Genomic DNA, 22,195 nt, shown 5'->3' with positions numbered 1-22,195 from the left:
CGGGCGTCCAGCGGCTCCTCCAGCCGGGCTTCCTTGGCTTCTTCCTGGGCTTCACGTTCGGCCCGTTCCTGCCGGGACTCCACGGGGCCGGCGGTCTGCACCGGCCGGCTTTCCTTGGAGAGCCACACTTCACGGAAGTCACGCTTGCGGATGTCCCGGAAGACGTGCGCAATCTCCGCTTGGTTGAGGGTTTCCCGCTCAAGGAGTTCCAGGGCCAGGGAGTCCAGGATGTCGCGGTTTTCGGTGAGGATTGCGTAGGCCTCGTCGTGCGCCTGGTCGATCAGGCGGCGCACTTCCTCGTCCACGATGTAGGCGATCTGGTCCGAGTAGTTGCGCTCGTGGCCGGCGTCGCGGCCAAGGAACGGCTCGCCGCCGCCCTGGCCGAGGCGGACGGCACCGACGCGTTCGCTCATGCCGAACTCCGTGACCATCTTGCGGGCCGTTCCGGTGGCCTTTTCGATGTCGTTGGAGGCGCCGGTGGACGGATCGTGGAAGACGATTTCCTCAGCCACGCGGCCGCCCATGGCATAGGCCATCTGGTCCAGCAATTCGTTGCGGGTGATGGAGTACTTGTCGTTCTCCGGAACCACCATGGTGTAGCCCAGGGCGCGGCCGCGGGGCAGGATGGTGATCTTGGTGACCGGAGCTGAGTTCCGCAGCGCGGCAGCCACCAGGGCGTGTCCGCCTTCGTGGTAGGCCGTGATCTTGCGCTCGTGCTCCTTCATGACGCGGCTGCGCTTCTGCGGGCCGGCCATCACGCGGTCGATGGCTTCATCGAGGGCGCGGTCGTCAATCAGGTTGGCGTTGGACCGGGCCGTGAGGAGGGCAGCTTCGTTCAGGACGTTTGCCAGGTCCGCGCCGGTGTAGCCGGGGGTCTTCTTGGCAACGGCCTTGAGGTCGACGCCGGGAGCCATCGGCTTGCCCTTGGCGTGGACCTGCAGGATCTGGTCTCGGCCCACGAGGTCCGGGGCTTCAACGGTGATCTGGCGGTCGAAGCGGCCCGGGCGCAGCAGGGCCGGGTCAAGGACGTCCGGACGGTTGGTGGCGGCGATCAGGATGACGTTGGTCTTGACGTCGAAACCGTCCATCTCAACCAGCAGCTGGTTGAGGGTCTGCTCGCGTTCGTCGTTGCCGCCGCCGATGCCGGCGCCGCGGTGACGGCCCACGGCGTCGATTTCGTCGACGAAGATGATGGCCGGCGAGCTGGCCTTGGCCTGCTCGAAGAGGTCGCGGACACGGGAGGCACCCACGCCGACGAACATTTCAACGAAGTCAGAACCCGAGATGGAGAAGAACGGCACGCCTGCTTCGCCGGCGACGGCGCGGGCCAGCAGGGTCTTGCCGGTACCCGGAGGACCGTAGAGCAGCACGCCCTTGGGGATCTTGGCTCCCACGGCCTGGAACTTGGCCGGTTCCTGGAGGAATTCCTTGATTTCCTGGAGTTCCTCCACGGCTTCGTCGGCGCCGGCAACGTCGCTGAAGGTCACCTGGGGCATGTCCTTGTTGACCAGCTTGGCCTTGGACTTGCCGAACTGCATGATCTTGGATCCGCCACCCTGCATGCGGGAAAGCAGGAACCAGAAGAGGACGCCCAGCAGCAGCACGGGAATCAGGAGGGAGAACAGCCCGGAGAACCAGTTGTTTTCGATCGGCTGATCGGTGTAGCCGCTCGAGGGGTCGGCGTCGGTGACGGCCTTGACCACATCCACGGCGCGGGCGTTGACGTAGAAGAACTGGACGTTCTTGCCCTTGTCCTGCCCGTCGATGACCAGGTTGTCCTTGAGGACAAGATCCACGCGGTTCTCCGCATCGAAGATCTTGGCCTGTTCCACCTTGCCGCTGTCCGCGAGGAGCTCGAGGCCCGGCTTCGTGTCAATCCGGGTTGCTCCGCCGGGAGCGAGCGTGGCAAAGGCCAGCAGGAGCATTCCGACCACAACAACGATCCAGATGCCCGGGCCCTTGAAGAAACTCTTAGCTTTCATCTGATCGGGGGCTGGCCCCGTCCCTCCTGGTAGTGCTGCACGGCGACTGGTCTGCGCGCGTGTGGTGCTGCGTCAGCTTCTAGCTATACACCGTTCGGAGTCAATCACGCACGATGCAGGGCAAAAGTTCCCTCTAGGCGTAGCGGTAGAGGGCCGCGGCCCGTTGCGGGGCCCAGCCGGCCGGGAAGCGTCCCGGGGATGGCGCCTATTCGTAGACGTGGGGAGCCAGCGTGCCCACGAAGTCCAGGTTGCGGTACTTCTCGGCGTAGTCGAGGCCGTAGCCCACCACGAATTCGTTCGGGATGTCGTAGCCGACGTACTTGACGTCGATCTGGACCTTGGCAGCCGTGGGCTTCCGGAAGGCCGTGCAGATTTCCACCGAGGCGGTGCCGCGGGATTCCAGGTTGGTCTTGAGCCAGGACAGCGTGAGTCCGGAATCGATGATGTCCTCGACGATCAGGACGTCCTTGCCCATGAGGTCCGTGTCGAGGTCCTTGAGGATGCGCACAACACCGGAAGACTGGGTCCCGGAACCGTAGGAGGACACTGCCATCCAGTCCATGGAAACGTGGCTATGAAGTGCCCGCGCCAGGTCTGCCATGACCATGACCGCGCCCTTCAGAACGCCGACGATGAGGAGCTCCCGGCCTTCGTAGTCCTTGTCGATCTGCGCAGCGAGCTCGGTAATCCGCTGCTGGATCTGATCCTTGGTGTAGAGAACGTGCTTGAGGTCTGCCTGGACGTCGTTTGAATCCACCAATGGCTCCTGTGTAGATGCGGGTGCGACTATTTTTGGGGCGGCTTGTGAAGCCGGAATACTAGCTTCCCACAGCGGGCGGCTTCGCGGGGACCGCCGCTGTCGGCACCCCGCTCCCGGTCCGGCCGGTTCCGCCCTTCGCCGGCAAGGATTTGGGCCAGCGAAAGCCGGTAGGCACTCACACCGCCGGGAAGTTCCACGGGACCGGCTGAACCTTGCCGGCGCAGGAGCGCCTCCGCTGCGAGCAGCCGCTGATAGCTCGGCTGCTGACCTCCGACAGCGGCGGCCGCCTTGGCGATCACCCGGAACCGGATGGCGGGCGCCAGCTCACGCAGCGCTGCTTCGGGAAGGCTGACTTCTTCGCTGGATTGTTCGGCAAGTTGCCCATACGTGGTGTTGGCCACGTCCTCGAGGTAGTCCGCATCCAGCTGCAGGATGGCTGCCGTCCGGGCGAGGGACTCCGCGACGCCGGGACCGAGTTTTTGCTCCAGCATGGGAAGGACCTCCACCCGCGTCCTGGACCGGGCAAAAGACGGGTCGGCGTTGCTGGGGTCGTGCCACGGGTCCAGTCCTTCGACGGCGCAGATTTCCAGGGTGTCCGCGCGGCGGAGGCCCAGGAAGGGCCGGAGCAGGAGTCCGCGGGCCGGCCGCATTCCGGCCAGCGATCGTGTTCCGGAGCCCCGTGCCAGGCCGAGCAGAACCTGTTCCGCCTGGTCGTCCAAGGTGTGGCCGAGGAGGATGACGGCGCCACCGGCCTCTGCGGCAGCCTCCTCCAGGGCGGCATGGCGGGCGTCCCGTGCCGCGGCTTCGGGACCGATCCCGGTGGAGGCGACGTCAACCCGCCGCACTTCAACGGGAGAGAGCCCCAGGTCCCGGAGGACATCGGCGGTGTGGGCGGCAACGCCGGCGGAGCCGGGCTGCAGTTGATGGTCGACGACGACGGCGCCCACCGACACGGGGTGGCCGTCCACATGGCCGCGGCGGCCGAAGTAGGACGCAACGGCCGCGAGGGCCAGCGAATCCGGGCCGCCGCTGCAGGCGACGAGCACCTGTTCCGGGTAGCCGGCGTCGGCCAGGGCGTTCTGCACCATTTTGCGCGCCGTGCCGACGACGGGCGACAGACGGCCGGGCCGCCGTCGTCCGCTGGCGTGCTGGGACAACTAGAGGCCCATCCGCTCGAGCCAGAGCTTGGCGTCATGGATTTCCGGCTCGGTAGGCAGGTTCCCGGCCGATTCCCACACGCGGTTGAAGCCCTCCATGCCGGCAACATCCACCACGGCACGGACGAATTTGGCGCCGTCCGTGTACTGACGCATCTTGGCATCGAGGCCCAGGAGGTTGCGGATGAACTTCTCCAGGACTCCCCGGTCCTTGCCGCGGGCATTGAAGCGTTGCCGGATGGTCTTGACGGACGGGACAATGCTGGAATCCACGGCGTCCATCACCACGTTGGCGTGGCCCTCCAGCAGGCTCATCACGGCAGTCAGGTGCGAGAGGGAGGCTTTCTCCTCCGGGTCCTGCAAGAGGTCCAGGATGGCGCCGCGCCCCGGAGCGGTTCCGGCGGCGGTGCGGTCCTTGAGCGAACGCGCCGCGGCCGACGCACGCTCGAGGAGGGTGTCGACGTTGCCCAGCAGGTGTTCGCTGAGGGTGTCGATTTCGCTGAGCATGTGGTGGCGCAGCCAAGGTGCGGCGGCGAACTGCACCCGGTGGGTCTGTTCATGAAGGCAGACCCACAGCCGGAAATCTTCGGGGGCAACGTTGAGTTCGCGCTCCACCTGGACAATGTTCGGCGCCACCAGCAGGAGGCGGCCGGCGGCGGGGGCGGAGGAGCCTTCGGCGAGCGCCGAGAAGGGATCGTACTGGCCCAGGACCTTGCTGGACAGGAACGCGAGCACAGCGCCGAGCTGGCTTCCGGTGATGGCTCCGCTGACGGACGCCGCACCGGGGCTCAGGGATCCCCGCCGGCCCGCCAGCATCTTTTCCATGGCCGGTTTCAGCATGACGGCAAAGCTTTGCGTGTTGGCCTTGGCCCAGGAGGCGCGGTCCACCACCAGCACGGAGGAATCCCGGAGGTCGCGTGCCGCCTCGAGTCCGGTGATGTCGTGGACGTGCGGCACGGAAATGTCCGCCATGAGGCGCAGGTTCTCCACGGCCGCCCCGATTTCGGCGGACCCCAGCGAAGGGCCCGCCGGAGCCAGGCGCGCGGCTGTTGACGCTGCGAGCTCCCAGTTGATCAGTGCCTGGGCCTGTTCTGATGAATCACCTGCAGTTGACTCCATAGCGTCCATCACATCACAGCACCCCGCGGTTGCGCCTTAAGTTCGCTGACCGGCGAACGGGCACGGCACCCTTGCAACGCACAGGCAGTGCACAGGACGGGAACAGAAGAACGCAAATGTTCGGGGCCAGAGTTAGTACAGAAGCCCACACCACCGAAGAGAGTCCGATGATTGCCTACCGTCCTATCCCGCCGCTGAGCCTGGGCAATAGCAACAGCTGGAGGTCCGTCCTGTCCGCCGTGGTGATGGCCGCCCTGCTGGGCACCGCCTCGTTTGGCACCGCCGCGGAAGCTGCGCCTGGGGCAGCCGTTCAGCTGAGCTCGGCGGCGGACGCCGGCTCAGGCGACGGTGCCGGTTCGGGCGCCGGTGCCGGTTCAGGCGCCGGTGCCGGTTCAGGCGCCGGCTAGCGGCAGCCGCAGGATGCCAGGGCCGACGCCGTGCGGTCCAGCGCCGCCCTGTTGCCCGCCGCTCCCGGCTGCAGTCCGTTCCCTATGAAGGAGAACACCAGCAGGCGGCCGTCGGCGTCCACAACATAGCCGCTAAGGGCAATCACGGAGTTCAGGGTTCCGGTCTTGGCCCGCACCAGCCCCGCGCCGCGTTCCGTGGACGGGTCGGTGTACCTGCTGCCCAGCGTTCCGGTGAGGCCGGCCACCGGAAAGCCGCCGATGGCGGCGCGCAGGCTGGGTTCGGATCCCGAGGTGATGGCCCTGACAACTTCAGACAGCTGGCCCGCCGACACCTGGTTGCCCAGGGACAGGCCGGAGACGTCCGCCACGCGCAGGCCCTCGGTGGGGATTCCCAGGTCCTGCACCTGCTTGAAGACAGTGGCGGTGGCGCCGTCGTTGCTGCCGGGCTGCCCTGCGGCGATGGCCGCCATCCGGCCCAGCACTTCGGCCAGGTAGTTGTCCGAGGTCTGCAGCATCAGGTCCACCTGCTGGCGGAGCGTGGCGGACTGCACTTCGGCCAGCACCGTGCCGGGGTTCACTGCCCCGGCAGCGCCATCTGCGGCGTCACCTCCTGTGGCGTCCGGCTTTTCGGCCTCCTGTTCTTCCACCTCCTGTTTTTCCACCTCCTGTTTTTCCACCTCCGGTGCCTTACCGCGCACGACGCCGGGCGTCACCGGCAGCCCGGCGGCGGCGCCCGCCGCCGTGAGCTGGGAGGAGAACGCCTCTGCCGCGCTCATGGCGGCGTCCTGCGGACGCGGTCCGGTGATCACGGCGGCATCGTACCGGGCCGAGTTGAGGGCCAGCGGAAACAGGGGCGCGGTCTCGCCGGCGGCCACATCCTCCGGGCTCCAGGTGGGGTTCAGTGCCGGACCGGTGAACAAAGAATCATCCAGCCGCACCTGCACCGGCCCCTTGACGCCCTGTTCCTGCAGGGACTGGACCGTGAGCCGGGCCAGGGTGGCCAGTCCGGCGTGGCCCATGACCGTGTCGCGGGATGACTCCCCCGCGCCGAGCAGGACGTCGCCGCCGCCGGCCAGGACCACGGACCCGGCTTCAGCGCCGGCCACCACCCTGGTGCTGAAGCGCTGGTCCGGTCCGATGGCGCGGACAGCCGCAGCGGCAGTCAGGAGCTTCATGTTGGAGGCGGGCACCCTGGCTTGCGAGCCGTCCCGGTCAAACAGCACCTGGCCGGTGGCGGCGTCCTGCACCACGCCCGTAAACGACCCGCCGCCGTCGGCCTGGAGTGTTGCGTTGAGCTGGGCGGTGAGTGTGTCCGGCCACGGGACAGGCGCCGAGTCCTTGAGCGGTGAAATGCCCTGCGGCAGGGAAAGGTCCCGGGGAACCTGCTGCCACGCCGGAACAGCGGACGCGGCGGTTTTGGGGTCGGGACCCTGACCTGTGAAGGCAGGGGCGACCAGCACGGCCGCCGGGACGGCGAGCGCCACCACCAGGAGGGTCAGCAGCGCCAGCGGCAGTTGCCGCCTGATGATCGCAATCCAGGGATGGCTGGCCGCGCGGCTCATCATGCGTTTCATGCTGCTGTTGGTCCTTATAGTCCTGAAATGTCCCCACTAGTTCATGAAACCTGGGCCTATCGCTATATCCTCAATAGTAGTCGGCGGCACCGACACTCCTTTTGCTGGTCTTTTTGTGTGCCGCGAACACCCTGAAGTCGAGGAGCATTCCATGAAGCATGACGTGACCATCGAGATCCCCAAGGGATCACGCGTCAAGTACGAAGTCGATCACGAGACCGGCCGCGTCCGCCTGGACCGAGTCCTGTTCACTTCCATGCAGTACCCCACCCACTACGGTTTCTTTGAGAACACCCTCGGTGAAGACGGCGACCCGCTGGACGCACTGGTGCTCCTGCAGGACTTCGATCTGCACCCGGGCGTCATCGTCGAGGCCCGCCCCATCGGCGTCTTCAACATGACGGACGACGGCGGCGGGGATGCCAAGGTTCTCTGCGTGCCCACCGACGCCCGCTTCGACCACATCAAAGAGGTCAGCGATGTCAGCGAATTCCTGATCAGGGAAATCGAGCACTTCTTCACCCGTTACAAGGACCTGGAGCCGGGCAAGTGGGTCAAGGCCGAAGGCTGGGGCGACCGCGCCGCTGCCGAGGCCGAGCTGGAAGCCTCCATCAAGCGCTACGTTCCGGCAGCACACTAGCAACACCACCCTCGCACACTTAGCGCGAACGGACACTTGAGGCCCTGGAATCTGCGGATTCCTGGGCCTCAAGTGTCCGTTCGCGCTCCGGTGGGGCTCACGGGAACCAGGCGCCCGCCGTCGTCGTTTTCAGGGGTGTGCCAGGAATCCGTGAAATCGTTGCCTTATGAACGCCGCTCCTGCCTTTAGTCCCCCGCGCTTCTGTCCTCCGTGCGGGCCGGTCACCGGGTGGCGGGACGGTGACGTTGTGCGTGCCACGGGAATCCCGTACGCGACGGCGGGGCGCTTCCAGCCGCCGGCAAGTGCACCCGGCTGGACGGAGGCCTTTGCAGCCACCTCCCCCGCCCCCGCGTGCCCGCAGGGTCCGGTCCCGTTCCTGGATGAGATCCTGGGAACCCGCTACGGCGAACTGCCCGGCAGCGAGGACTGCCAGCGGCTCTCCATCACCATTCCGGCCGGCCTGGCCGACGGCGAGCGCGTACCCGTCATGGTGTGGCTCCATGGCGGTTCCTACACGTCCGGCTCCGGGGACCTGGCCATTTTCGACCCCCGGACGCTGGTCGCCGAGAACCGGGTCATCGTAGTGTCGGTGACGTACCGCCTGGGCCTGTTCGGCTATCTCGCAACCGGAACGGGCCGGCCGGCAAACCTCGGCCTGCTGGACCAGCTGGAAGCGTTCCGCTGGGTGCAGCGAAATATCGGCGCCTTCGGCGGCGATCCGGAACGCGTGACCGCCTTCGGCCAGTCAGCAGGCGGCGACGCTGTTGCTCACCTGATGGCGACGCCGGAGGCGCCGTCGCTGTTCCGGCGCGCCATCATTCAAAGCGCACCCCTGGGGATTACCCGGGGCCGGCAGAAGATGAGCGCCGCCATGGGCGTGGCGGCTGAACATGTCACCGAAGAAACCCCGGCGATGGATGTGGTGGCCGTTGAAGGGCGTGTTTCGCAGGTGGCCCGAAAGTTCGGGCTGAAAGCGGCAATGCCATTCGGCACGCAGTACGGGCACGCACCCCTGCCGCCGGAACACGAGATTGAAGCCGCATGGAACGCGACCGCTCCTGGGATCGACGTCCTGATCGGCCACACCGCCGATGAAGCGCGCATGTTCCTGCCGGGCAACCCCGTCGCCAGCCGTCTTGCCAGGGTTCCGGTCGTGGGGACCGCCGCCGTCAACGCCATCAGCCGGGCCGTGACCGAAGCCGTGTACGGCCGGTCCGCCCGAAAGTTCGCCCGGCGGCACGCCCGGGCAGGCGGAAAAGCCTACAGCTACGTGCTGACCTGGGCGGCGCCGGGAAACTTCTTCGGGGCTGCCCACACTGTTGACCTGCCGCTGCTGTTCGGCGACCAACGGACATGGGCGGCGGCCGGACTCGTCGCGGGGGCCTCCTGGGACGAGATCAACGCACAGGGCCGCGCCCTCCGGTCCGTCTGGGCAAAGTTCGCCTCCGGGGAAGGCCTGGATAGCCAGGGCGAACTTCCCGGCGCACTCCGCTACCGCGCGGTCTGACCCGTGAAAACCTTGGGCGTGGACCTCGCCGCGGCCACCAGGAAAACCGCGGCGGCGGTGATCGAGTGGACGGACGGCGGTGCGCGGCTGATTCACTTGGCCCTGAACGTCACCGACGAGGAGATCGTGGACCTGTTCGGCGGCACGGACATGACGGGCATCGACTGCCCGGTGGGCTGGCCTGACGCCTTCCTTCCCTTCCTTGCCGGGCACCTGAACTTCGACGCGCATCCAGTGCTGGACCACGACGGGATCGAGGGCCGCCGGCTGCTGGCCTACCGGGACACAGACCGGTTCGTCACCCGCGAAACGGGGCTGATCCCGCTCAGCGTATCTGCGGACCGGCTGGCCCACCCCGCCATGCGTTGCGCGGTCATCCAGGCCAAGATCGCACGGGATCACGGGCCGCAGGCCAGGGACGGCTCCGGCAGGCTGGCGGAGGTCTATCCCGCAGCTTCGCTGAAACTCTGGGGAATCCACGCCCGCGGCTACAAAGGACGCGGCATCCCGGAGGCTGAGAGGCTGGGCGTCATCCTGGACAGCCTCACCACGGCCGCGCCCTGGCTGGACCTGGCCGGAAACCGGGAGGTCCTGGCCGCCTCTGATGACATGTTCGACGCCGTCATCGCCTCCCTTACTGCCCGCGCCGTCCGCCTCGGCCAGACTTTCACGCCGCCAGTGGACCATGCCGCCGCAGCCCTGAGCGAAGGCTGGATCCACGTGTTCGGCCAGCTCGCGGCCCTGCGGGGGTAGCCAGCCGGTGCGTCCGGCCCCCTGAGTTTTTGTCCAGATAATTGGAGATAACCCCCGGCGAAGTCGCCATATCTGGACAAAAACTCCCGGACCGGGACTACCCGCCGTTCAGCGTCCAGTCCCGGATTTCCTCCTGGTCCTCACCGTGGGTGCGCGTGTGGTTGTGGGCCCTGATCCGACGGTCCTGCAAGGACTGGCGCAGCAGGGAGTGCCGCTCCGCCAATCCGGGAACCCGGTCAATGGCGTCGATGGCCAGCTGGAAACGGTCGATACCGTTGAGCATGGCCATGTCGAACGCCGTCGTGGTGGTGCCCTCCTCCTTGTAGCCGCGGACGTGCAGGCCTTCCTGGTTGGTCCGCCGGTACGCCAGACGATGGATCAGGGACGGGTAGCCGTGGTAGGCGAAGATGATCGGCTTGTCCGCCGTGAAAATGCCGTCGAAGTCGCGTGAGGTGAGTCCGTGCGGATGCTCGCTGGCGTCCTGCAGCCGCATCAGGTCCACTACGTTGACCACGCGGATCTTCAGCCCGGGCGCACCCTCCTTGAGCAGTTGGGCGGCTGCGACGGTTTCGACGGTGGGAACGTCCCCGGCGCAGGCCAGGACCACGTCCGGCTCTTCGCCGGGGACTTCCGATCCGGCGAACTCCCAGATGCCCAGTCCCCGCTGGCAGTGGTGCGCGGCGTCGGCAGGTCCCAGCCAGGTGGGGGATGGCTGCTTGCCGCTGACCACGATGTTGACGTAGTCCCGGGAAGACAGGCAGTGCTCCATCACGGACAGCAGCGTGTTGGCATCCGGCGGCAGGTACACCCGGATGACCTCCGCCTTCTTGTTCACGGCGTGGTCGATGAAGCCCGGATCCTGGTGTGAGAATCCGTTGTGGTCCTGCTGCCAGACGTGCGAGGAAAGCACGTAGTTCAACGAGGCCACCGGCTGGCGCCAGGCGAGCTCCCGGTGGACCTTCAGCCACTTGGCGTGCTGGTTGAACATGGAGTCCACGATGTGGATGAAGGCCTCGTAACAGCTGAACACGCCATGCCGTCCGGTCAGGAGATACCCTTCCAGCCAGCCCTGGCACAGGTGCTCGCTGAGCACCTCCATCACGCGGCCGGCGCGCGCAAGGTGCTCGTCGACGTCGTCGATCCGGTACTGCCACACCTTGTCCGTGACGTCGTAGACGTCCTGCAGGCGGTTGGACGCGGTCTCGTCGGGGCCGAAAAGCCGGAAAGTCTCCGGGTTCTGCGAGATAACGTCCCGCATCCAAGAGCCCAGGGTGAGCATGGCACTGACCCGCTCCACTCCCGGCTGCTGCACCTCGACGGCGTGCTTGCGGTAGTCCGGCAGCTTGAGGTCGCGCAGCAGAATGCCGCCGTTCGCGTAGGGCGTGTCGCTCATCCGCAGCTCCCCTGCAGGAGCGTTTTCCGCGACGTCGGGCCGGAGCCGGCCGTGCTCATCGAAGAGTTCGTCGGGCCGGTAGGACTCGAGCCACTCGCCCAGCTGGGCCAGGTGCTCAGGGTTGGTGCGGACCTCGGACAGCGGCACCTGATGACTGCGCCACGTGCCCTCCACCTGCTTGCCGTCCACTATCTTCGGGCCGGTCCAGCCCTTGGGTGAACGCAGCACAATCATGGGCCACTGGGCGGCACTCGCGTCAGCTGGCGACACCGCGCCGTTGCGGCGCTCCGCCTGGATGGCGTGGATTTCGGCGAGGCAGGTGTCCAGCACGGCGGCAAAGTCGCGGTGCGCCCCCTCGACGTCGTCAGCGTCCTTTACGGTGACGAAATGGGGCTTGTGGCCGTAGCCCCGGAGCAACTGTTCCAGCTGGGCTTCCGGCATCCGGGCCAGGACCGTGGGATTGGCGATCTTGTAGCCGTTCAGGTGCAGGATGGGCAGCACTGCGCCGTCGGCCACGGGGTCCAGGAAATTGTGTGAGTGCCAACTGGCCGCCAGCGGCCCGGTTTCGGCCTCGCCGTCACCGATGACGACGGCGGTAATCAGCTTCGGATTGTCGAAGACGGACCCGTAGGCGTGCGCGAGGGAGTAGCCGAGTTCGCCGCCCTCGCTGATGGAGCCCGGAGTCTCCGGAGCGGCGTGGCTGGGGATGCCGCCCGGGTAGGAGAACTGGCGGAAAAGCTCGGCAAGCCCCGGCTCGTCGTTACCCACGTTGCTGTAGATCTCCGAGTAGGTTCCCTCCAGCCAGGCGTTGGCCACCACCGCGGGGCCGCCGTGACCCGGACCGGCGATGAAGAGCATCTCCTGCCGGTCCCGCCGGATAACCCGGTTGAGGTGGGCGTAGACGAAGTTGAGGCCCGGGGTGGTTCCCCAGTGGCCCAGGAGCCGGGACTTGGTGTCCCCCGCTTGGAGGGGTTCCCGCAGCAACGGGTTGGAACGGAGGTAGATCTGGCCCACCGAAAGGTAGTTGGCCGCGCGCCACCAGCGGTCCACGAGCCCGAGTTCGTCCTGCACGCTGCTGGCCATGATCATCCTCACGTTGCATTCGCCGCCGCGGCGGCCGTTGCTCCATCGCAACAGATGACGGCCGCACAGGCAACTTTTGCGGCAGGATCCCGGCAAACCAGGGTGCGGAAACCGATGGGCTGCACTGCCCATCGCGCCAGGGTTTCGGTAGCGGGTAAGTTCTAAGGGTTGATTCGAAGCAGGAAGTGGGACCACCGTGGCAGGAACGCAGGGAGCGGCAGGAACGGGATTCTACGCAGATCCTGCGCTTATGGAGAGTGCGCGCAAACGGACAAGAACCCTGGGGAACGGCATTCCGGTGGTCGAAGCCACCGGCTGGCAGGCGTTCTGTTCATGGGCGGTGGATTTCAGCCTGGTGGCTGCGATCGCGGCGGTGGCGGCCGCAGCCGTCGCAGGTTCCATCATGGGCACGGCGGGCCAGGCGGCCCCAGCAGCCGTCACCGTCTGGATCGCGGTGCCTTGGCTGTACGGTTTCTGTTGCGCCGCCGGCCTTTCCTTGGGATCACTGGCAACCTGCACCGTCCTTGTGCGGTTCGACTCTGGGGGACGCCCGGGACTCTGGCGTGCCGGGTGGGTCATGTTTGCCAGGATGGTGCTGTTTCCTATCGTCATCCTTGTCATTCTCCTGGCGGCGGCAGGTGGATCCGGCCCGACGGGGGACGGCCCGAAAACCCGCCACATCACCCTTGACCGGAGGTTTCCGGTACCCCCACCGCCCATCTCCCCGGACGTCACACGGGCCGCGGCAGAGGCGGCCACGGCACGGCACAATCAGCTGCCGGGCCTCTACGAGGGGCGGGGCCGGCGTGGCTAACGCGGGGCGAAGCTGGCTGGTTCGCCGCGCTGAACGGCTCCATGCAGACAGCCTTGGCCAGTTGCGGCACAGCGAGCTCTCCTTGTCCATAGCCTGGAAGTGGCTGCCGGTCCTCCTCCTGGTCGGATTCGTTTACGGCGCCATAGCCGAAGTCACCGGACGGCCCAAGACCGGAAGCTCCCCGGCGCTCTTCTCGGACATGCCGCTCTTCCTGGCGACGAGCGCCCTGACAGGCCTGGTGCTGTGGGGCCTGACCCTTTTCTGGAGTTTCCGCAGGGTCCTGGTGTTCGACCGCGGCCTGTTGTACGGGTACGCCCAGAAACACACAGCCCGCGCCATCTTCTGGGAGGACATCGACCCCTCGTCCTTGCGGACGGTCGAGGCCCCGGCCGGCGTCGCGGCTGACGGCCTGCTCAGGACCCAGGACAGACGCGGAAAGACCTCGCTAGGCGTCAGCGGACGCTACGCCGTGGTGTTCCACGGCGTAGCCACGGCACTCGCGGGCGGGGTGCAGGCATCCCGCCCGGGGTTTTTCACGTTCAGCACAGCCCGGACCCCGGACCGGCTGGTCACTGAAATCCTGCGGGCCATGGCGGAAACCGGCATTTACCGGTCCGGACCTGCGGGGTTGCAGGCGCTTCCGCCCGTCCCAATCAGCTCGGCCACACGGCTTGATTAGGCCTCGATCCCGGACACTTCCATGATCCGGACCACCGGGTAGGGTGTACGCAGAATGTTCACGCTGACCATCAATCAAACGGACAGCCGGCGCGACGGTGACCGGGTGCCGCAGTTGCTCAAGGACCTGCGGCATATCCCCGCGCGCCTCGATTTCGATCGCTCCGTTGAGGATGAAGTGCAGGGCATTGTTGAGTTCCCACAGCAGGCCGTGGAGGCAGCCCTGACCGCCCTCCGCTGCGGCAGCTGGTTTGTGGGGATCGGAGTGGGGCCGGTGAATGAGCCGCTGCCGAACCAGGTCAAGGACGCCACAGGACACGGCCTCATTTATGCCCGCCGGGCGGTGGACCGCCTGCGGAACGGCAAGGAACGTGTACCCGTTGCGGTTGACGGTCCCCTAGCCGATCTCGCTGCGGAGGCAGAGGCAGTCCTGAAGCTCCTCGGCCATATTGTGCACGACCGCAGCGCGGCTGAGTGGCGGGTCCTGGACCTGCTGACGCCCGGAGTGCGGGGCCAGCAAAAGGCAGTTGCCCAGGCGCTTGGCATCACCACGCAGGCCGTCAGCAAGGCCGTGGCCCGGGCGCAGTGGAACGAGGAACATGCTGCCCGTCCGGCGGCGGCGCGGCTGCTCCAGCTGATCCTCGAGGTTCGCTGAGCTACCCAGCCCCCTAGGAAAGGAGGCTGCGGAGAATGTGGGCGGCGCCGTCGTCGTGAACTGACATGGTGACCTCGTCCGCGGCCGCAATCACTTCGTCGGGAGCCTGGCCCATGGCGACGCCACGGCCGGCCCAGGTGAGCATCTCGATGTCGTTGCGGCCGTCGCCGATCGCCACGGTGAGGTGCGACTCGATGCTCAGATGCCCGCGGAGGTGCTCCAGGGCGCTGGCCTTCGTGACGCCCTCGGCTGCGATGTCCAACCAGGCGGTCCAGCCAACCGAGTACGTGACACCGGAGAGTCCGATGTGCTTGATGGCTTCGTTGAATTCCTCGGACGTATTGTCGGAGCTGAACACCACCACTCGCACTGCCGTGGCCTCAAGCATGGTCTGGAAGTCCACGCCGATTGCCTCCACGCCGAAACTTGCATCCTGGAAGCGCTCGGTGGACAGGAAGTTGCCGTCCTCGTCCTCCAGCGCGTACTTGGCCATGGGAAGCCGCTTGCGGAGGGCACGGAGCGCCGGGCCCGGATCGAACGTGGCCTTGCGGATGACCTCGTAGCCGTCGGGGTGGGCCGGATCCAGCCTAAGGGTCACGCCGCCGTTGCAGCACACCGCGTAGCCGGTATCGATCCCGATCTGCTCGATGATGGGCAGGGTGGCATTCAGCGACCGGCCGGTGGCGATCAGGACCTCATGGCCCGCGGCCACTACCGCCTGGGCCGCCTCGCGCACGGGAGCCGACATGTGGCCGTCGTGGTTGACCAGCGTGCCGTCGACGTCCAGGGCCACCATGAGCTTCTGGGCGGGGTCGTTCTTGCCGTTGTTTCGCTGGTCGTCGTTGCCAGCGACTGAGGTTTCAGTCAATGTTGTCATCCACCTAGTACAGCAGACGCCCCCGGACACACGCTAGGACGCACGCCACAGCCAGTGTTAACTTGTGGTAAACACCCACAGCTTGTCCACACTGTGGGTGTTTACCGGCTGGTCATCCGGTTCCCGGCACAGTTCTCAAGCGGCCCCGAACCGGCGGGTCCTGGGCCATGAAGCTACAGGACCGGCAGCACTTCCAGGCCGCCGAGGTACTTCTGGAGCGCCCGGGGGACGTTCACCGAGCCGTCCTCGTTCTGGTGGTGCTCCAGGATGGCCACGATCCACCGGGTGGTGGCCAGCGTGCCGTTCAGGGTGGCGACGGCGCGTGTCCCCTTGGGTGCGCCGTCCTCGTTCAGCACCCGTTCACGGATGTTCAGGCGGCGTGCCTGGAACGTGGTGCAGTTCGAGGTGGACGTCAGTTCGCGATAGGCGCCCTGCGTGGGCACCCAGGCTTCGCAGTCGAACTTCCGGGCGGCCGAGTTGCCGAGGTCACCGGCGGCAGTGTCGATGACGCGGTAGGGGAGCTCGCACTTGGCCAGCATCTCCTCTTCCCACGCGAGGAGGCGCTCATGCTCGGCGGCTGCCTCTTCCACCGTGGTGTAGATGAACATTTCCACCTTGTTGAACTGGTGGACCCGGATGATTCCGCGGGTGTCCTTGCCGTGCGACCCCGCCTCGCGGCGGTAGCAGGAGCTCTGGCCCGCATAGCGGATGGGGCCGGCGGAGAGGTCCAGGATCTCGTCCGCGTGGTACCCGGCCAGGGCAACCTCCGAGGTGCCCACCAGGTAAAGGTCGTCTTCGGCGAGGCGGTAGATCTCGGCGTCGTGCTTGACGTCGAATCCGGTGCCCTGCATCGTTTCCGGGCGGACCAGCGTGGGGGTGATCATGGGGACGAAGCCCGCGTCGATGGCCTGCTCCATGGCCATCTGCAGGAGCGCCATCTCCAGCCGGGCGCCCACGCCGCGGAGGAAGTAGAAGCGTGAACCGGACACCTTGGCGCCGCGCTCCATGTCGATGGCGCCGATCAGCTCACCGATTTCCAAGTGGTCCTTCGGCTCAAAATCAGGGAATTCCCGGGGTTCACCGACGGTCTTGACCACAATGTAGTCGTCCTCGCCGCCTTCCGGAACGCCGTCCACAATCAGGTTGGGGATGGCGCGGAGGAGCTCCTCCTGCTGGGCCTGGGCAACGTCGGCCTCAGCCGATGCGGCCTTGACCGATGCGGCCAGCACCTTGACCTCTGCCAGCAGGGCCTGCTTTTCCTCGCCCTTGGCCTGGGCCACCTTCTTGCCGAAGGCGTTCTGCTCGGCGCGGAGGTTTTCGAAGCGGATCAATGCCGCCCGCCGTGCTGCGTCAGCCGAGATGATCGCATCCACCACGGACTCGTCGGCGCCGCGGGCGCGCTGGCTGGCACGGAACTTGTCCGGATTTTCGCTGAGGTCTTTTACGTCGATCACCAGACAAGAGTATCGAATGCGCCCGCCATGACGCGGTGGCGCTGCGCGTCGCCGCTGGATAGTCGCCGCGGGATAGTGTTGGAGCACCATGAACGATTGGCTGCTCTACCTCATCCTGGCTGCGGCCCTGGCTTTCGCGGTCTCCAGCTGGTGGGGCGTGCGGCGGCTCAAGGCGCTCCACACGCGCAGCGCGGTCCAGGAGGACACGCACCATCCGGGCATGGTCCAACAGAAGGTGGCCGTGGTGATGAATCCGGTCAAGGCGAAGTCGGACGAGGCCCGCGCCCTGATCCAGCGCGCCTGCCTGTCCGCCGGCTGGGAAGCCCCCGCCTTTTTCGAGACCACGGCGGAGGACCCCGGATATTCACAGGCTGAGGCAGCACTCGCGAGCGGGGCCGACGTCGTCCTGGTGGGCGGCGGGGACGGCACCGTACGCGTGGTGGCTGAGAAACTGGCCCACACGAACGTACCCATGGGACTGATCCCGCTGGGTACCGGAAACCTGCTGGCCAGGAACATCCACCTGGACGTCAACGACGTCCACGGCAGCATCCAGACCGCCCTCTTTGGACACCAGCGGCACATCGACACGGCCCGCATGGGCATCAGGAATTCGCGGACCGGCGCGTCCTCAGAGCATGCATTCCTGGTGATCGCGGGCATGGGCATGGATGCCGAAGTCGTCGGGGACACCAACGACGGGCTGAAAAAGGCAGTGGGCTGGCTGGCCTATACCGAGGCCGGTGTCAGGCACTTGCCCGGGCGGCGCAAGAAAGTGTCCATCGCCCTGGACGACCAGCCGGAACAGTCCCGGAAGATCCGCAGCGTGCTGTTCGCGAACTGCGGACTCATTCCCGGGGGCATCGACTTCATCCCGCAGGCAATGATCGACGACGGAATGCTGGACGTGGTGGTGATGAGCCCGCGAAGCGCCATCGGGTGGATCGCGATGTACACAAAGATCATGTTCAAACACAAAAGGAACCTGCCGGTGATGAGCTACTACCGCTCCGGCAAGATCGTCATCAAATGCGCCGAGCCGGTGGCCACCCAGGTGGACGGCGACCCCTCCGGAGAGGCCACCGACGTCACCGTCCAGGTGCAGCCGGGATCGCTGTTGGTTCGGGTTCCGGAAAGCAAAGGCGCCGAAACGCCCGCAGGGGAAGTGTCCGCACGCAAGCAGTAGGCCGGACTCAGGCGCTGGCTTTCTTCTCCTCAGCCTCCGCTGCGGCTTTTGCCGCCGCGCGGGCCTCGGACTGCTCGCGGATCATGGCTTGCTCCTCTTCGAAGCGCAGGCGATCCGCCCTGTCGGCATCGTCGCCGTCCCAATCCTGGTTATCCGCAGTGGGCTTGGGATTGACAATCATTCCCTGGCCGTCGTTGTCGCTGCTGGATCCTGACATGACCCGCTCCTTCCGGTAGAGGTCTTCCCCAATGGATCAGGCAAGCATACGCACTGCCGTGCAGGCGGGGAAGTACCCCGAGGGGCATTTGCCTAAGCTGTGGGCGAACCTTGCGGGGCATGAAACGGCTCGATCGATGCCCCTTTGAGTATCCCCGACACCCATTCATGTGCGGCGTGGAATGCTTCGTCGGAGGTATGCGGTGCCACCTCAGGGCTCTGCGCGTCGGCCCGCGCGTAGGAGCCCAGGAAGCGGGTAGCCGGGCTGATCCGGTGCAGCCCCGCCAGCGCGTCGGAAACGCGGGCGTCCTCCACGTGTCCGTCGGCGTCGATGCTAAAGAAGTAATGGCCAAGGTACTGCCCGGTGGGGCGTGATTCGATGCGGCTCAGGTTCACGCCGCGAGTGGCGAACTGGTCCAGGATCTCCATCAGCGCGCCGGGCCGGTCCTCCGGCAGCGGAACCACCACGGTGGTCTTGTCCGCGCCGGTGCGGTGCGGAAGGGCGCCCGGCCGGCTGACCAGGACAAAGCGCGTCACCGCCCCCGGATTGTCCCCGATGTTCTCCGCCAGAACGCGGAGCCCGGGCTGCTCAGTGGCCACGATCGGGGCGCAAATGGCTGCGTCGTAGTGGGCCCCGTCCTCGTCCAGCAGCCCCATGGCCCCGGCCGCGGTGGAGGACGCCGGGATGTATTCCACGTTGGGCATGTTAGCTTCCACCCAGAGCCTGCACTGGGCCCAGGCGTGGCCGTGGGTGGAGATCCGGCGGATATCCGGGATTTCCACGCCGGGGCGGGCAACCAGGACGAAGCTGATGGGCACCAGCGCCTCACGGATGATCCTCAGCTCCTGGCCGGAGGCGATGGCGTCCAGGGTGGCCGTGACGCCGCCCTCCACGGAATTTTCAATGGGCACCATGGCAGCACCAGCGGACCCGTCGCGCACCTTGTCCAGCGCCGTGTTCACGTTGGAGGAGGGGATGCGGACGGCCTCGGCGGCACCCGGCACCTGCATCAGCGCGGCCTCGGTGAACGTGCCCTCCGGGCCGAGGAAGGTGTAGGTGACGGGCAACGCGGGCATGGACTGTCCTTCTCAAATAACTTCAGGGCCGCCCGGCGGGGCGGTTGGTGCCGCGCAGGCGGATGGGCCCGGCGGGGCGGTTGGTGCCGCCAGGAGGAAGCGGCACCTCTTAGAGGATGACCGGCTTGAGGCCGTTGTCCGAAACGAGCGGCAGGCCCGTTTCGAGCCATTGGTCCATTCCGCCAGCCACATTGAAGGCGGAATAGCCCTGCCCCACGAGCCACTTGGCCGCACGGAACGAGCGGCCGCCGGTACGGCAAATGACGTAAAGGTCCTCGTCCGGCTCCAGTTCGCCGAGGCGGCCCGGCAGCTGGTCCAGCGGAATGTGCAGCGCACCCTCCGCGTGCCCCGCCGACCATTCGTAGTCCTCCCGCACGTCCAGGATCCTGGCGTCAGCTGGAATGTCGGTCACGGTGACGGTTTCGAAGTCGCTCATGGAAGTCCTCTCCGGAAAATGAAGGTCTGCCTCCAGCGTATCCCCCGCCGGGGCGGCCACCCCGAATCGGGGGCACGTTACGCTTCAAGGGGACCGCAAAGGAGAATCGTCGATGGCAGCTCAACAGCCAACAATCCTGGCAACGTCCGGCGGGTATAAGGCCGGCCGGCGTTCACGGCTGGAGTTTGACGCATTGCTGCACCACGCCGTCGAACTTTCCGGCGTTACGGGACGGGCACCGCGCGTCACGCATATAGGCACGGCAGCGGGAGACCAGCGCTCGTTCAACGCGGAGATGGACCAGGCGGCGAGGATCGCGGGTTTCGATTTCAGCCACCTCAACCTTTTCACCATGCCCAGCATCGACGATCCGGAGGCGCACCTCCTGGAGCAGGACGTGGTGTGGGTCAACGGGGGGTCGGTGGTGAACCTGCTTGCCGTGTGGCGGGCGCACGGCCTCGACGAAATCCTGCGGCGGGTGTGGGAACGCGGTGTGGTCCTCGCCGGAGTTTCGGCCGGGTCCATCTGCTGGTACCAGGGCGGCACCACGGATTCGTTCGGCCCGCAGCTGCGTCCCGTGACCAACGCGCTGGCGTTCCTGCCATATGCCAACGGCGTGCACTACGACTCCGAGGACCAGCGCCGCCCGCTGGTGCACCGGCTTGTGGCCGACGGCACGCTCGGCGAAACGCACTGCACGGACGACGGCGTGGGGCTGGTTTACTTCGGGACGGACCTTGTGGAGGCGGTCACCGAAGTCCGCGGCAAGGCCGCGTACCGCGTCACCCGCGCGGGGGAAGGTGGCGCCGCCGCCGCAGAAGAGCGGCTGGAGGCCCGTTTCCTTGGCTGACATCCACGAATTGTCCGCGGTGGAGCTCCGCGATGCGCTGCACTCGGGCGGGCTCTCCGCCCGGGAAGTGACGGAGCACTTCCTTGGCCGGATAACGGCACGCAATCCCGGCCTGGGCGCGTTCATCACGGTGACCGCGGAACAGGCGCTGGCGGATGCCGCGGCCGCCGATGCGCTGTACGCCCGTTCGCCGCACTCCCGCCCGCCTCACAGGCGCCCGCTGGACACGCACCCGCCGGAGCTTCCGCTGCTGCACGGCATGCCGGTGGCCTTCAAGGACCTGACCGATGTGGCGGGGGTGGTGACCACCCACGGCAGCGCGGCCCTGGACCATAAACCGGCTCCCACGGACGGCGCACTGGCGGCGGCGTTGAAGGGTGCCGGTGCCATTTCGCTGGGCAAGACGCAGGTTCCGGAGTTCGGCCTGACCGCCTACAGCGAAAACTTGATCGCACCGCCGTCGCGCAATCCGCATGCGCTGAGCCGCAGCTCGGGCGGCTCCTCGGGCGGAAGCGCGGCGGCCGTCGCCGCCGGCCTTGTTCCGTTCGCTCCCGGGTCCGACGGCGGCGGCTCGATCCGGATCCCGGCGGCGGCCTGCGGGCTGGTGGGCCTGAAACCGGGGCGCGGCCTCGTCCCGGCGGGCGAAAGCACCGGGGACCCCGCCCGGCTGGTGGTGGCCGGCCCGCTGGCGCGATCGGCAGAGGATGCCGCCCTGATGCTTGACGCGCTGGTGGCCGGGCAGGGTGCAGGCCCGGAAAATCCCGCCTCGGGCGGGTACCTCGCGTCCTTGTCCCGGCCGCCCGGCCAATTGAGGATCGGGGTGAGCCTGGACAGCCCCTGGCAGGCTATTTTTCCGTTTACGCCGGACCCGGAAGCACTCGATGCGCTCAATGAGGGCGTCCGCCTGCTCGAGGCCGCGGGCCATTCCACCGCCGAGGCAACCGTAAGGTACGACAACCGTTATCCGGATGCGTTCACCACAGCATGGACGGCCGGCGTCGGGAGCGCCCGGATTGTGCCGCAGCGCGAAGCGTTGCTGACCCCGCTCACCCGCACGTTCCGGCGGCGGGCGCAGCAACGGAGTGCGTCAAAACTGAACGAGGCCCTGGGCTTCCTGCGGCAGTTCGAGCGCGACACGGTCTCCCAGTATGCGCAATGGGATCTCATGCTGATGCCGGCGCTGGCCCAGACGCCACGGCCCGTGGGCTGGTTCACGGGAGCCTCCCACGGGGACGGCTACTGGCCCGCCTCGGAATGGGCAGGCGACGCCGACGGCGACTACCGGAAGCAATGCGAATTCGCGCCGTGGTCCAGCATGGTCAATGTGTGCGGGCTGCCCGCCATCAGCGTCCCCGTGCACTGGACGGAAGGCCCGCCCGGCGCCGGCCTGCCCATGGGAATCCAACTGGTGGGGCCAATGGGATCCGAGGCGCTCCTGCTGCGAGTGGCGGCCCAGTTGGGGTTCTGACCGCAGGGTTCTAGCCGCGGGGTTCTTACTGCGGGGTTCTGACCGCAGGGTTCTGACCGCAGGCAGGACGGCGCGTCTGCCTTGCTTGCTGCCGGCGGGAATGTGACAA

At 67.0% G+C, this 22,195-nt stretch carries 21 protein-coding genes; 10 read left to right on the top strand and 11 right to left on the bottom strand.

Annotated elements, in window-relative coordinates; all coding sequences use genetic code 11:
* The 4 genes from ftsH to WMN78_RS12410 form a co-directional block, all read right to left on the bottom strand.
* Positions 1-1,982, bottom strand: a 1,982-nt coding sequence (ftsH, locus tag WMN78_RS12425; protein ID WP_340534016.1) for an ATP-dependent zinc metalloprotease FtsH, incomplete at its 3' end; no start/stop codon positions are given.
* Between the two features lie 205 nt (positions 1,983-2,187).
* A complete protein-coding gene (hpt, locus tag WMN78_RS12420) occupies positions 2,188-2,739 on the bottom strand; it encodes a hypoxanthine phosphoribosyltransferase (RefSeq protein ID WP_011690021.1) in 552 nt (183 codons plus the stop codon).
* 29 nt (positions 2,740-2,768) lie between these two features.
* A complete protein-coding gene (gene tilS / locus WMN78_RS12415) occupies positions 2,769-3,830 on the bottom strand; it encodes a tRNA lysidine(34) synthetase TilS (protein ID WP_340534015.1) in 1,062 nt (353 codons plus the stop codon).
* Positions 3,831-3,899: 69 nt separating this feature from the next.
* Complete coding sequence (locus tag WMN78_RS12410) at positions 3,900-5,018, bottom strand: zinc-dependent metalloprotease (protein WP_340534014.1); 1,119 nt, start codon at positions 5,016-5,018, stop codon at positions 3,900-3,902.
* A 167-nt stretch (positions 5,019-5,185) separates the two neighbouring features.
* Between WMN78_RS12410 and WMN78_RS12405 the strand changes: the two genes are divergently transcribed.
* Positions 5,186-5,425 (top strand): hypothetical protein, encoded by a 240-nt coding sequence (locus WMN78_RS12405; protein WP_340534013.1) that lies wholly within the window; start codon positions 5,186-5,188, stop codon positions 5,423-5,425.
* Here the strand turns inward: WMN78_RS12405 and dacB are convergent.
* Entirely contained in the window at positions 5,422-6,999 is a 1,578-nt protein-coding gene (gene dacB / locus WMN78_RS12400) for a D-alanyl-D-alanine carboxypeptidase/D-alanyl-D-alanine endopeptidase (RefSeq protein WP_340534012.1), read from the bottom strand. The genes WMN78_RS12405 and dacB overlap by 4 nt on opposite strands.
* Before the next feature lie 151 nt (positions 7,000-7,150).
* On the opposite strand from dacB, the gene WMN78_RS12395 reads away from it, so the two are divergent.
* The 3 genes from WMN78_RS12395 (at position 7,151) to WMN78_RS12385 (ending at position 9,899) form a co-directional block, all read left to right on the top strand.
* The gene (locus tag WMN78_RS12395) at positions 7,151-7,639 is read left to right on the top strand and encodes an inorganic diphosphatase (protein WP_340534011.1); all 489 of its coding nucleotides are present in this window, start codon (positions 7,151-7,153) and stop codon (positions 7,637-7,639) included.
* A 166-nt stretch (positions 7,640-7,805) separates the two neighbouring features.
* Positions 7,806-9,146, top strand: a complete 1,341-nt coding sequence (locus WMN78_RS12390) for a carboxylesterase family protein (protein ID WP_340534010.1) — start codon at positions 7,806-7,808, stop codon at positions 9,144-9,146.
* A gap of 3 nt (positions 9,147-9,149) precedes the next feature.
* Positions 9,150-9,899 carry a DUF429 domain-containing protein gene (locus tag WMN78_RS12385; protein WP_340534009.1) on the top strand — a complete coding sequence of 250 codons (750 nt, stop codon included), beginning with the start codon at positions 9,150-9,152 and terminating at the stop codon, positions 9,897-9,899.
* 97 nt (positions 9,900-9,996) lie between these two features.
* On the opposite strand, the gene WMN78_RS12380 is transcribed toward WMN78_RS12385, so the two are convergent.
* A complete protein-coding gene (locus WMN78_RS12380; RefSeq protein WP_340534008.1) occupies positions 9,997-12,375 on the bottom strand; it encodes a phosphoketolase family protein in 2,379 nt (792 codons plus the stop codon).
* A gap of 196 nt (positions 12,376-12,571) precedes the next feature.
* On the opposite strand from WMN78_RS12380, the gene WMN78_RS12375 reads away from it, so the two are divergent.
* From WMN78_RS12375 to WMN78_RS12365, 3 genes are read left to right on the top strand one after another with little or no spacing between them, the layout of a single operon-like run.
* Positions 12,572-13,189, top strand: coding sequence for a hypothetical protein (locus WMN78_RS12375; protein ID WP_340534007.1), 618 nt, complete (start codon positions 12,572-12,574; stop codon positions 13,187-13,189).
* Positions 13,182-13,868 (top strand): hypothetical protein, encoded by a 687-nt coding sequence (locus tag WMN78_RS12370; protein WP_340534006.1) that lies wholly within the window; start codon positions 13,182-13,184, stop codon positions 13,866-13,868. The genes WMN78_RS12375 and WMN78_RS12370 overlap by 8 nt, the downstream gene beginning before the upstream one ends.
* A 54-nt stretch (positions 13,869-13,922) precedes the next feature.
* Positions 13,923-14,522 carry a hypothetical protein gene (locus tag WMN78_RS12365; protein ID WP_340534005.1) on the top strand — a complete coding sequence of 200 codons (600 nt, stop codon included), beginning with the start codon at positions 13,923-13,925 and terminating at the stop codon, positions 14,520-14,522.
* Between the two features lie 13 nt (positions 14,523-14,535).
* On the opposite strand, the gene WMN78_RS12360 is transcribed toward WMN78_RS12365, so the two are convergent.
* Both WMN78_RS12360 and serS read right to left on the bottom strand, forming a co-directional pair.
* Entirely contained in the window at positions 14,536-15,399 is an 864-nt protein-coding gene (locus tag WMN78_RS12360; RefSeq protein WP_340534004.1) for an HAD family hydrolase, read from the bottom strand.
* A gap of 173 nt (positions 15,400-15,572) precedes the next feature.
* Positions 15,573-16,853, bottom strand: coding sequence for a serine--tRNA ligase (serS, locus tag WMN78_RS12355; protein WP_340534003.1), 1,281 nt, complete (start codon positions 16,851-16,853; stop codon positions 15,573-15,575).
* 88 nt (positions 16,854-16,941) lie between these two features.
* On the opposite strand from serS, the gene WMN78_RS12350 reads away from it, so the two are divergent.
* Entirely contained in the window at positions 16,942-18,039 is a 1,098-nt protein-coding gene (locus tag WMN78_RS12350) for a diacylglycerol/lipid kinase family protein (protein ID WP_340534002.1), read from the top strand.
* Positions 18,040-18,046: 7 nt separating this feature from the next.
* Here the strand turns inward: WMN78_RS12350 and WMN78_RS12345 are convergent, their stop codons facing one another.
* The 3 genes from WMN78_RS12345 to WMN78_RS12335 all read right to left on the bottom strand — a co-directional run bounded on the left by WMN78_RS12345 (position 18,047) and on the right by WMN78_RS12335 (position 19,768).
* Positions 18,047-18,256: a hypothetical protein gene (locus WMN78_RS12345; protein WP_043429215.1), complete on the bottom strand. Its 210-nt coding sequence runs from the start codon at positions 18,254-18,256 to the stop codon at positions 18,047-18,049.
* Between the two features lie 92 nt (positions 18,257-18,348).
* Positions 18,349-19,332: a prephenate dehydratase gene (pheA, locus tag WMN78_RS12340; RefSeq protein ID WP_340534001.1), complete on the bottom strand. Its 984-nt coding sequence runs from the start codon at positions 19,330-19,332 to the stop codon at positions 18,349-18,351.
* A gap of 109 nt (positions 19,333-19,441) precedes the next feature.
* Positions 19,442-19,768, bottom strand: a complete 327-nt coding sequence (locus tag WMN78_RS12335) for a rhodanese-like domain-containing protein (RefSeq protein WP_340534000.1) — start codon at positions 19,766-19,768, stop codon at positions 19,442-19,444.
* Positions 19,769-19,880: 112 nt separating this feature from the next.
* On the opposite strand from WMN78_RS12335, the gene WMN78_RS12330 reads away from it, so the two are divergent.
* Together WMN78_RS12330 and WMN78_RS12325 are read left to right on the top strand one after the other, a co-directional pair.
* Positions 19,881-20,618, top strand: coding sequence for a peptidase E (locus WMN78_RS12330; protein ID WP_340533999.1), 738 nt, complete (start codon positions 19,881-19,883; stop codon positions 20,616-20,618).
* A complete protein-coding gene (locus WMN78_RS12325) occupies positions 20,611-22,086 on the top strand; it encodes an amidase (RefSeq protein ID WP_340533998.1) in 1,476 nt (491 codons plus the stop codon). The genes WMN78_RS12330 and WMN78_RS12325 overlap by 8 nt, the downstream gene beginning before the upstream one ends.
* The last annotated feature ends 109 nt before the right edge of the window (positions 22,087-22,195 follow it).

It is taken from the genome of Arthrobacter oryzae, from assembly GCF_037911235.1.
In the GTDB taxonomy this organism is placed as follows: Bacteria; Actinomycetota; Actinomycetes; order Actinomycetales; family Micrococcaceae; genus Arthrobacter; species Arthrobacter oryzae_E.
This window is presented reverse-complemented; position numbering and strand designations above follow the sequence as displayed.

Coding starts and splice junctions, on each gene's coding strand:
- WMN78_RS12390 (WP_340534010.1), top strand. CDS start 7,806: ATGAACGCCGCTCCTGCCTTTAGTCCCCCGCGCTTCTGTCCTCCGTGC.
- WMN78_RS12350 (WP_340534002.1), top strand. CDS start 16,942: ATGAACGATTGGCTGCTCTACCTCATCCTGGCTGCGGCCCTGGCTTTC.
- WMN78_RS12395 (WP_340534011.1), top strand. CDS start 7,151: ATGAAGCATGACGTGACCATCGAGATCCCCAAGGGATCACGCGTCAAG.
- WMN78_RS12335 (WP_340534000.1), bottom strand. CDS start 19,768: ATGAGCGACTTCGAAACCGTCACCGTGACCGACATTCCAGCTGACGCC.
- WMN78_RS12410 (WP_340534014.1), bottom strand. CDS start 5,018: ATGGAGTCAACTGCAGGTGATTCATCAGAACAGGCCCAGGCACTGATC.
- WMN78_RS12330 (WP_340533999.1), top strand. CDS start 19,881: ATGGCAGCTCAACAGCCAACAATCCTGGCAACGTCCGGCGGGTATAAG.
- WMN78_RS12345 (WP_043429215.1), bottom strand. CDS start 18,256: ATGTCAGGATCCAGCAGCGACAACGACGGCCAGGGAATGATTGTCAAT.
- pheA (WP_340534001.1), bottom strand. CDS start 19,332: ATGCCCGCGTTGCCCGTCACCTACACCTTCCTCGGCCCGGAGGGCACG.
- dacB (WP_340534012.1), bottom strand. CDS start 6,999: ATGAAACGCATGATGAGCCGCGCGGCCAGCCATCCCTGGATTGCGATC.
- WMN78_RS12405 (WP_340534013.1), top strand. CDS start 5,186: ATGATTGCCTACCGTCCTATCCCGCCGCTGAGCCTGGGCAATAGCAAC.
- WMN78_RS12365 (WP_340534005.1), top strand. CDS start 13,923: ATGTTCACGCTGACCATCAATCAAACGGACAGCCGGCGCGACGGTGAC.
- tilS (WP_340534015.1), bottom strand. CDS start 3,830: ATGGTGCAGAACGCCCTGGCCGACGCCGGCTACCCGGAACAGGTGCTC.
- WMN78_RS12380 (WP_340534008.1), bottom strand. CDS start 12,375: ATGGCCAGCAGCGTGCAGGACGAACTCGGGCTCGTGGACCGCTGGTGG.
- WMN78_RS12360 (WP_340534004.1), bottom strand. CDS start 15,399: ATGACAACATTGACTGAAACCTCAGTCGCTGGCAACGACGACCAGCGA.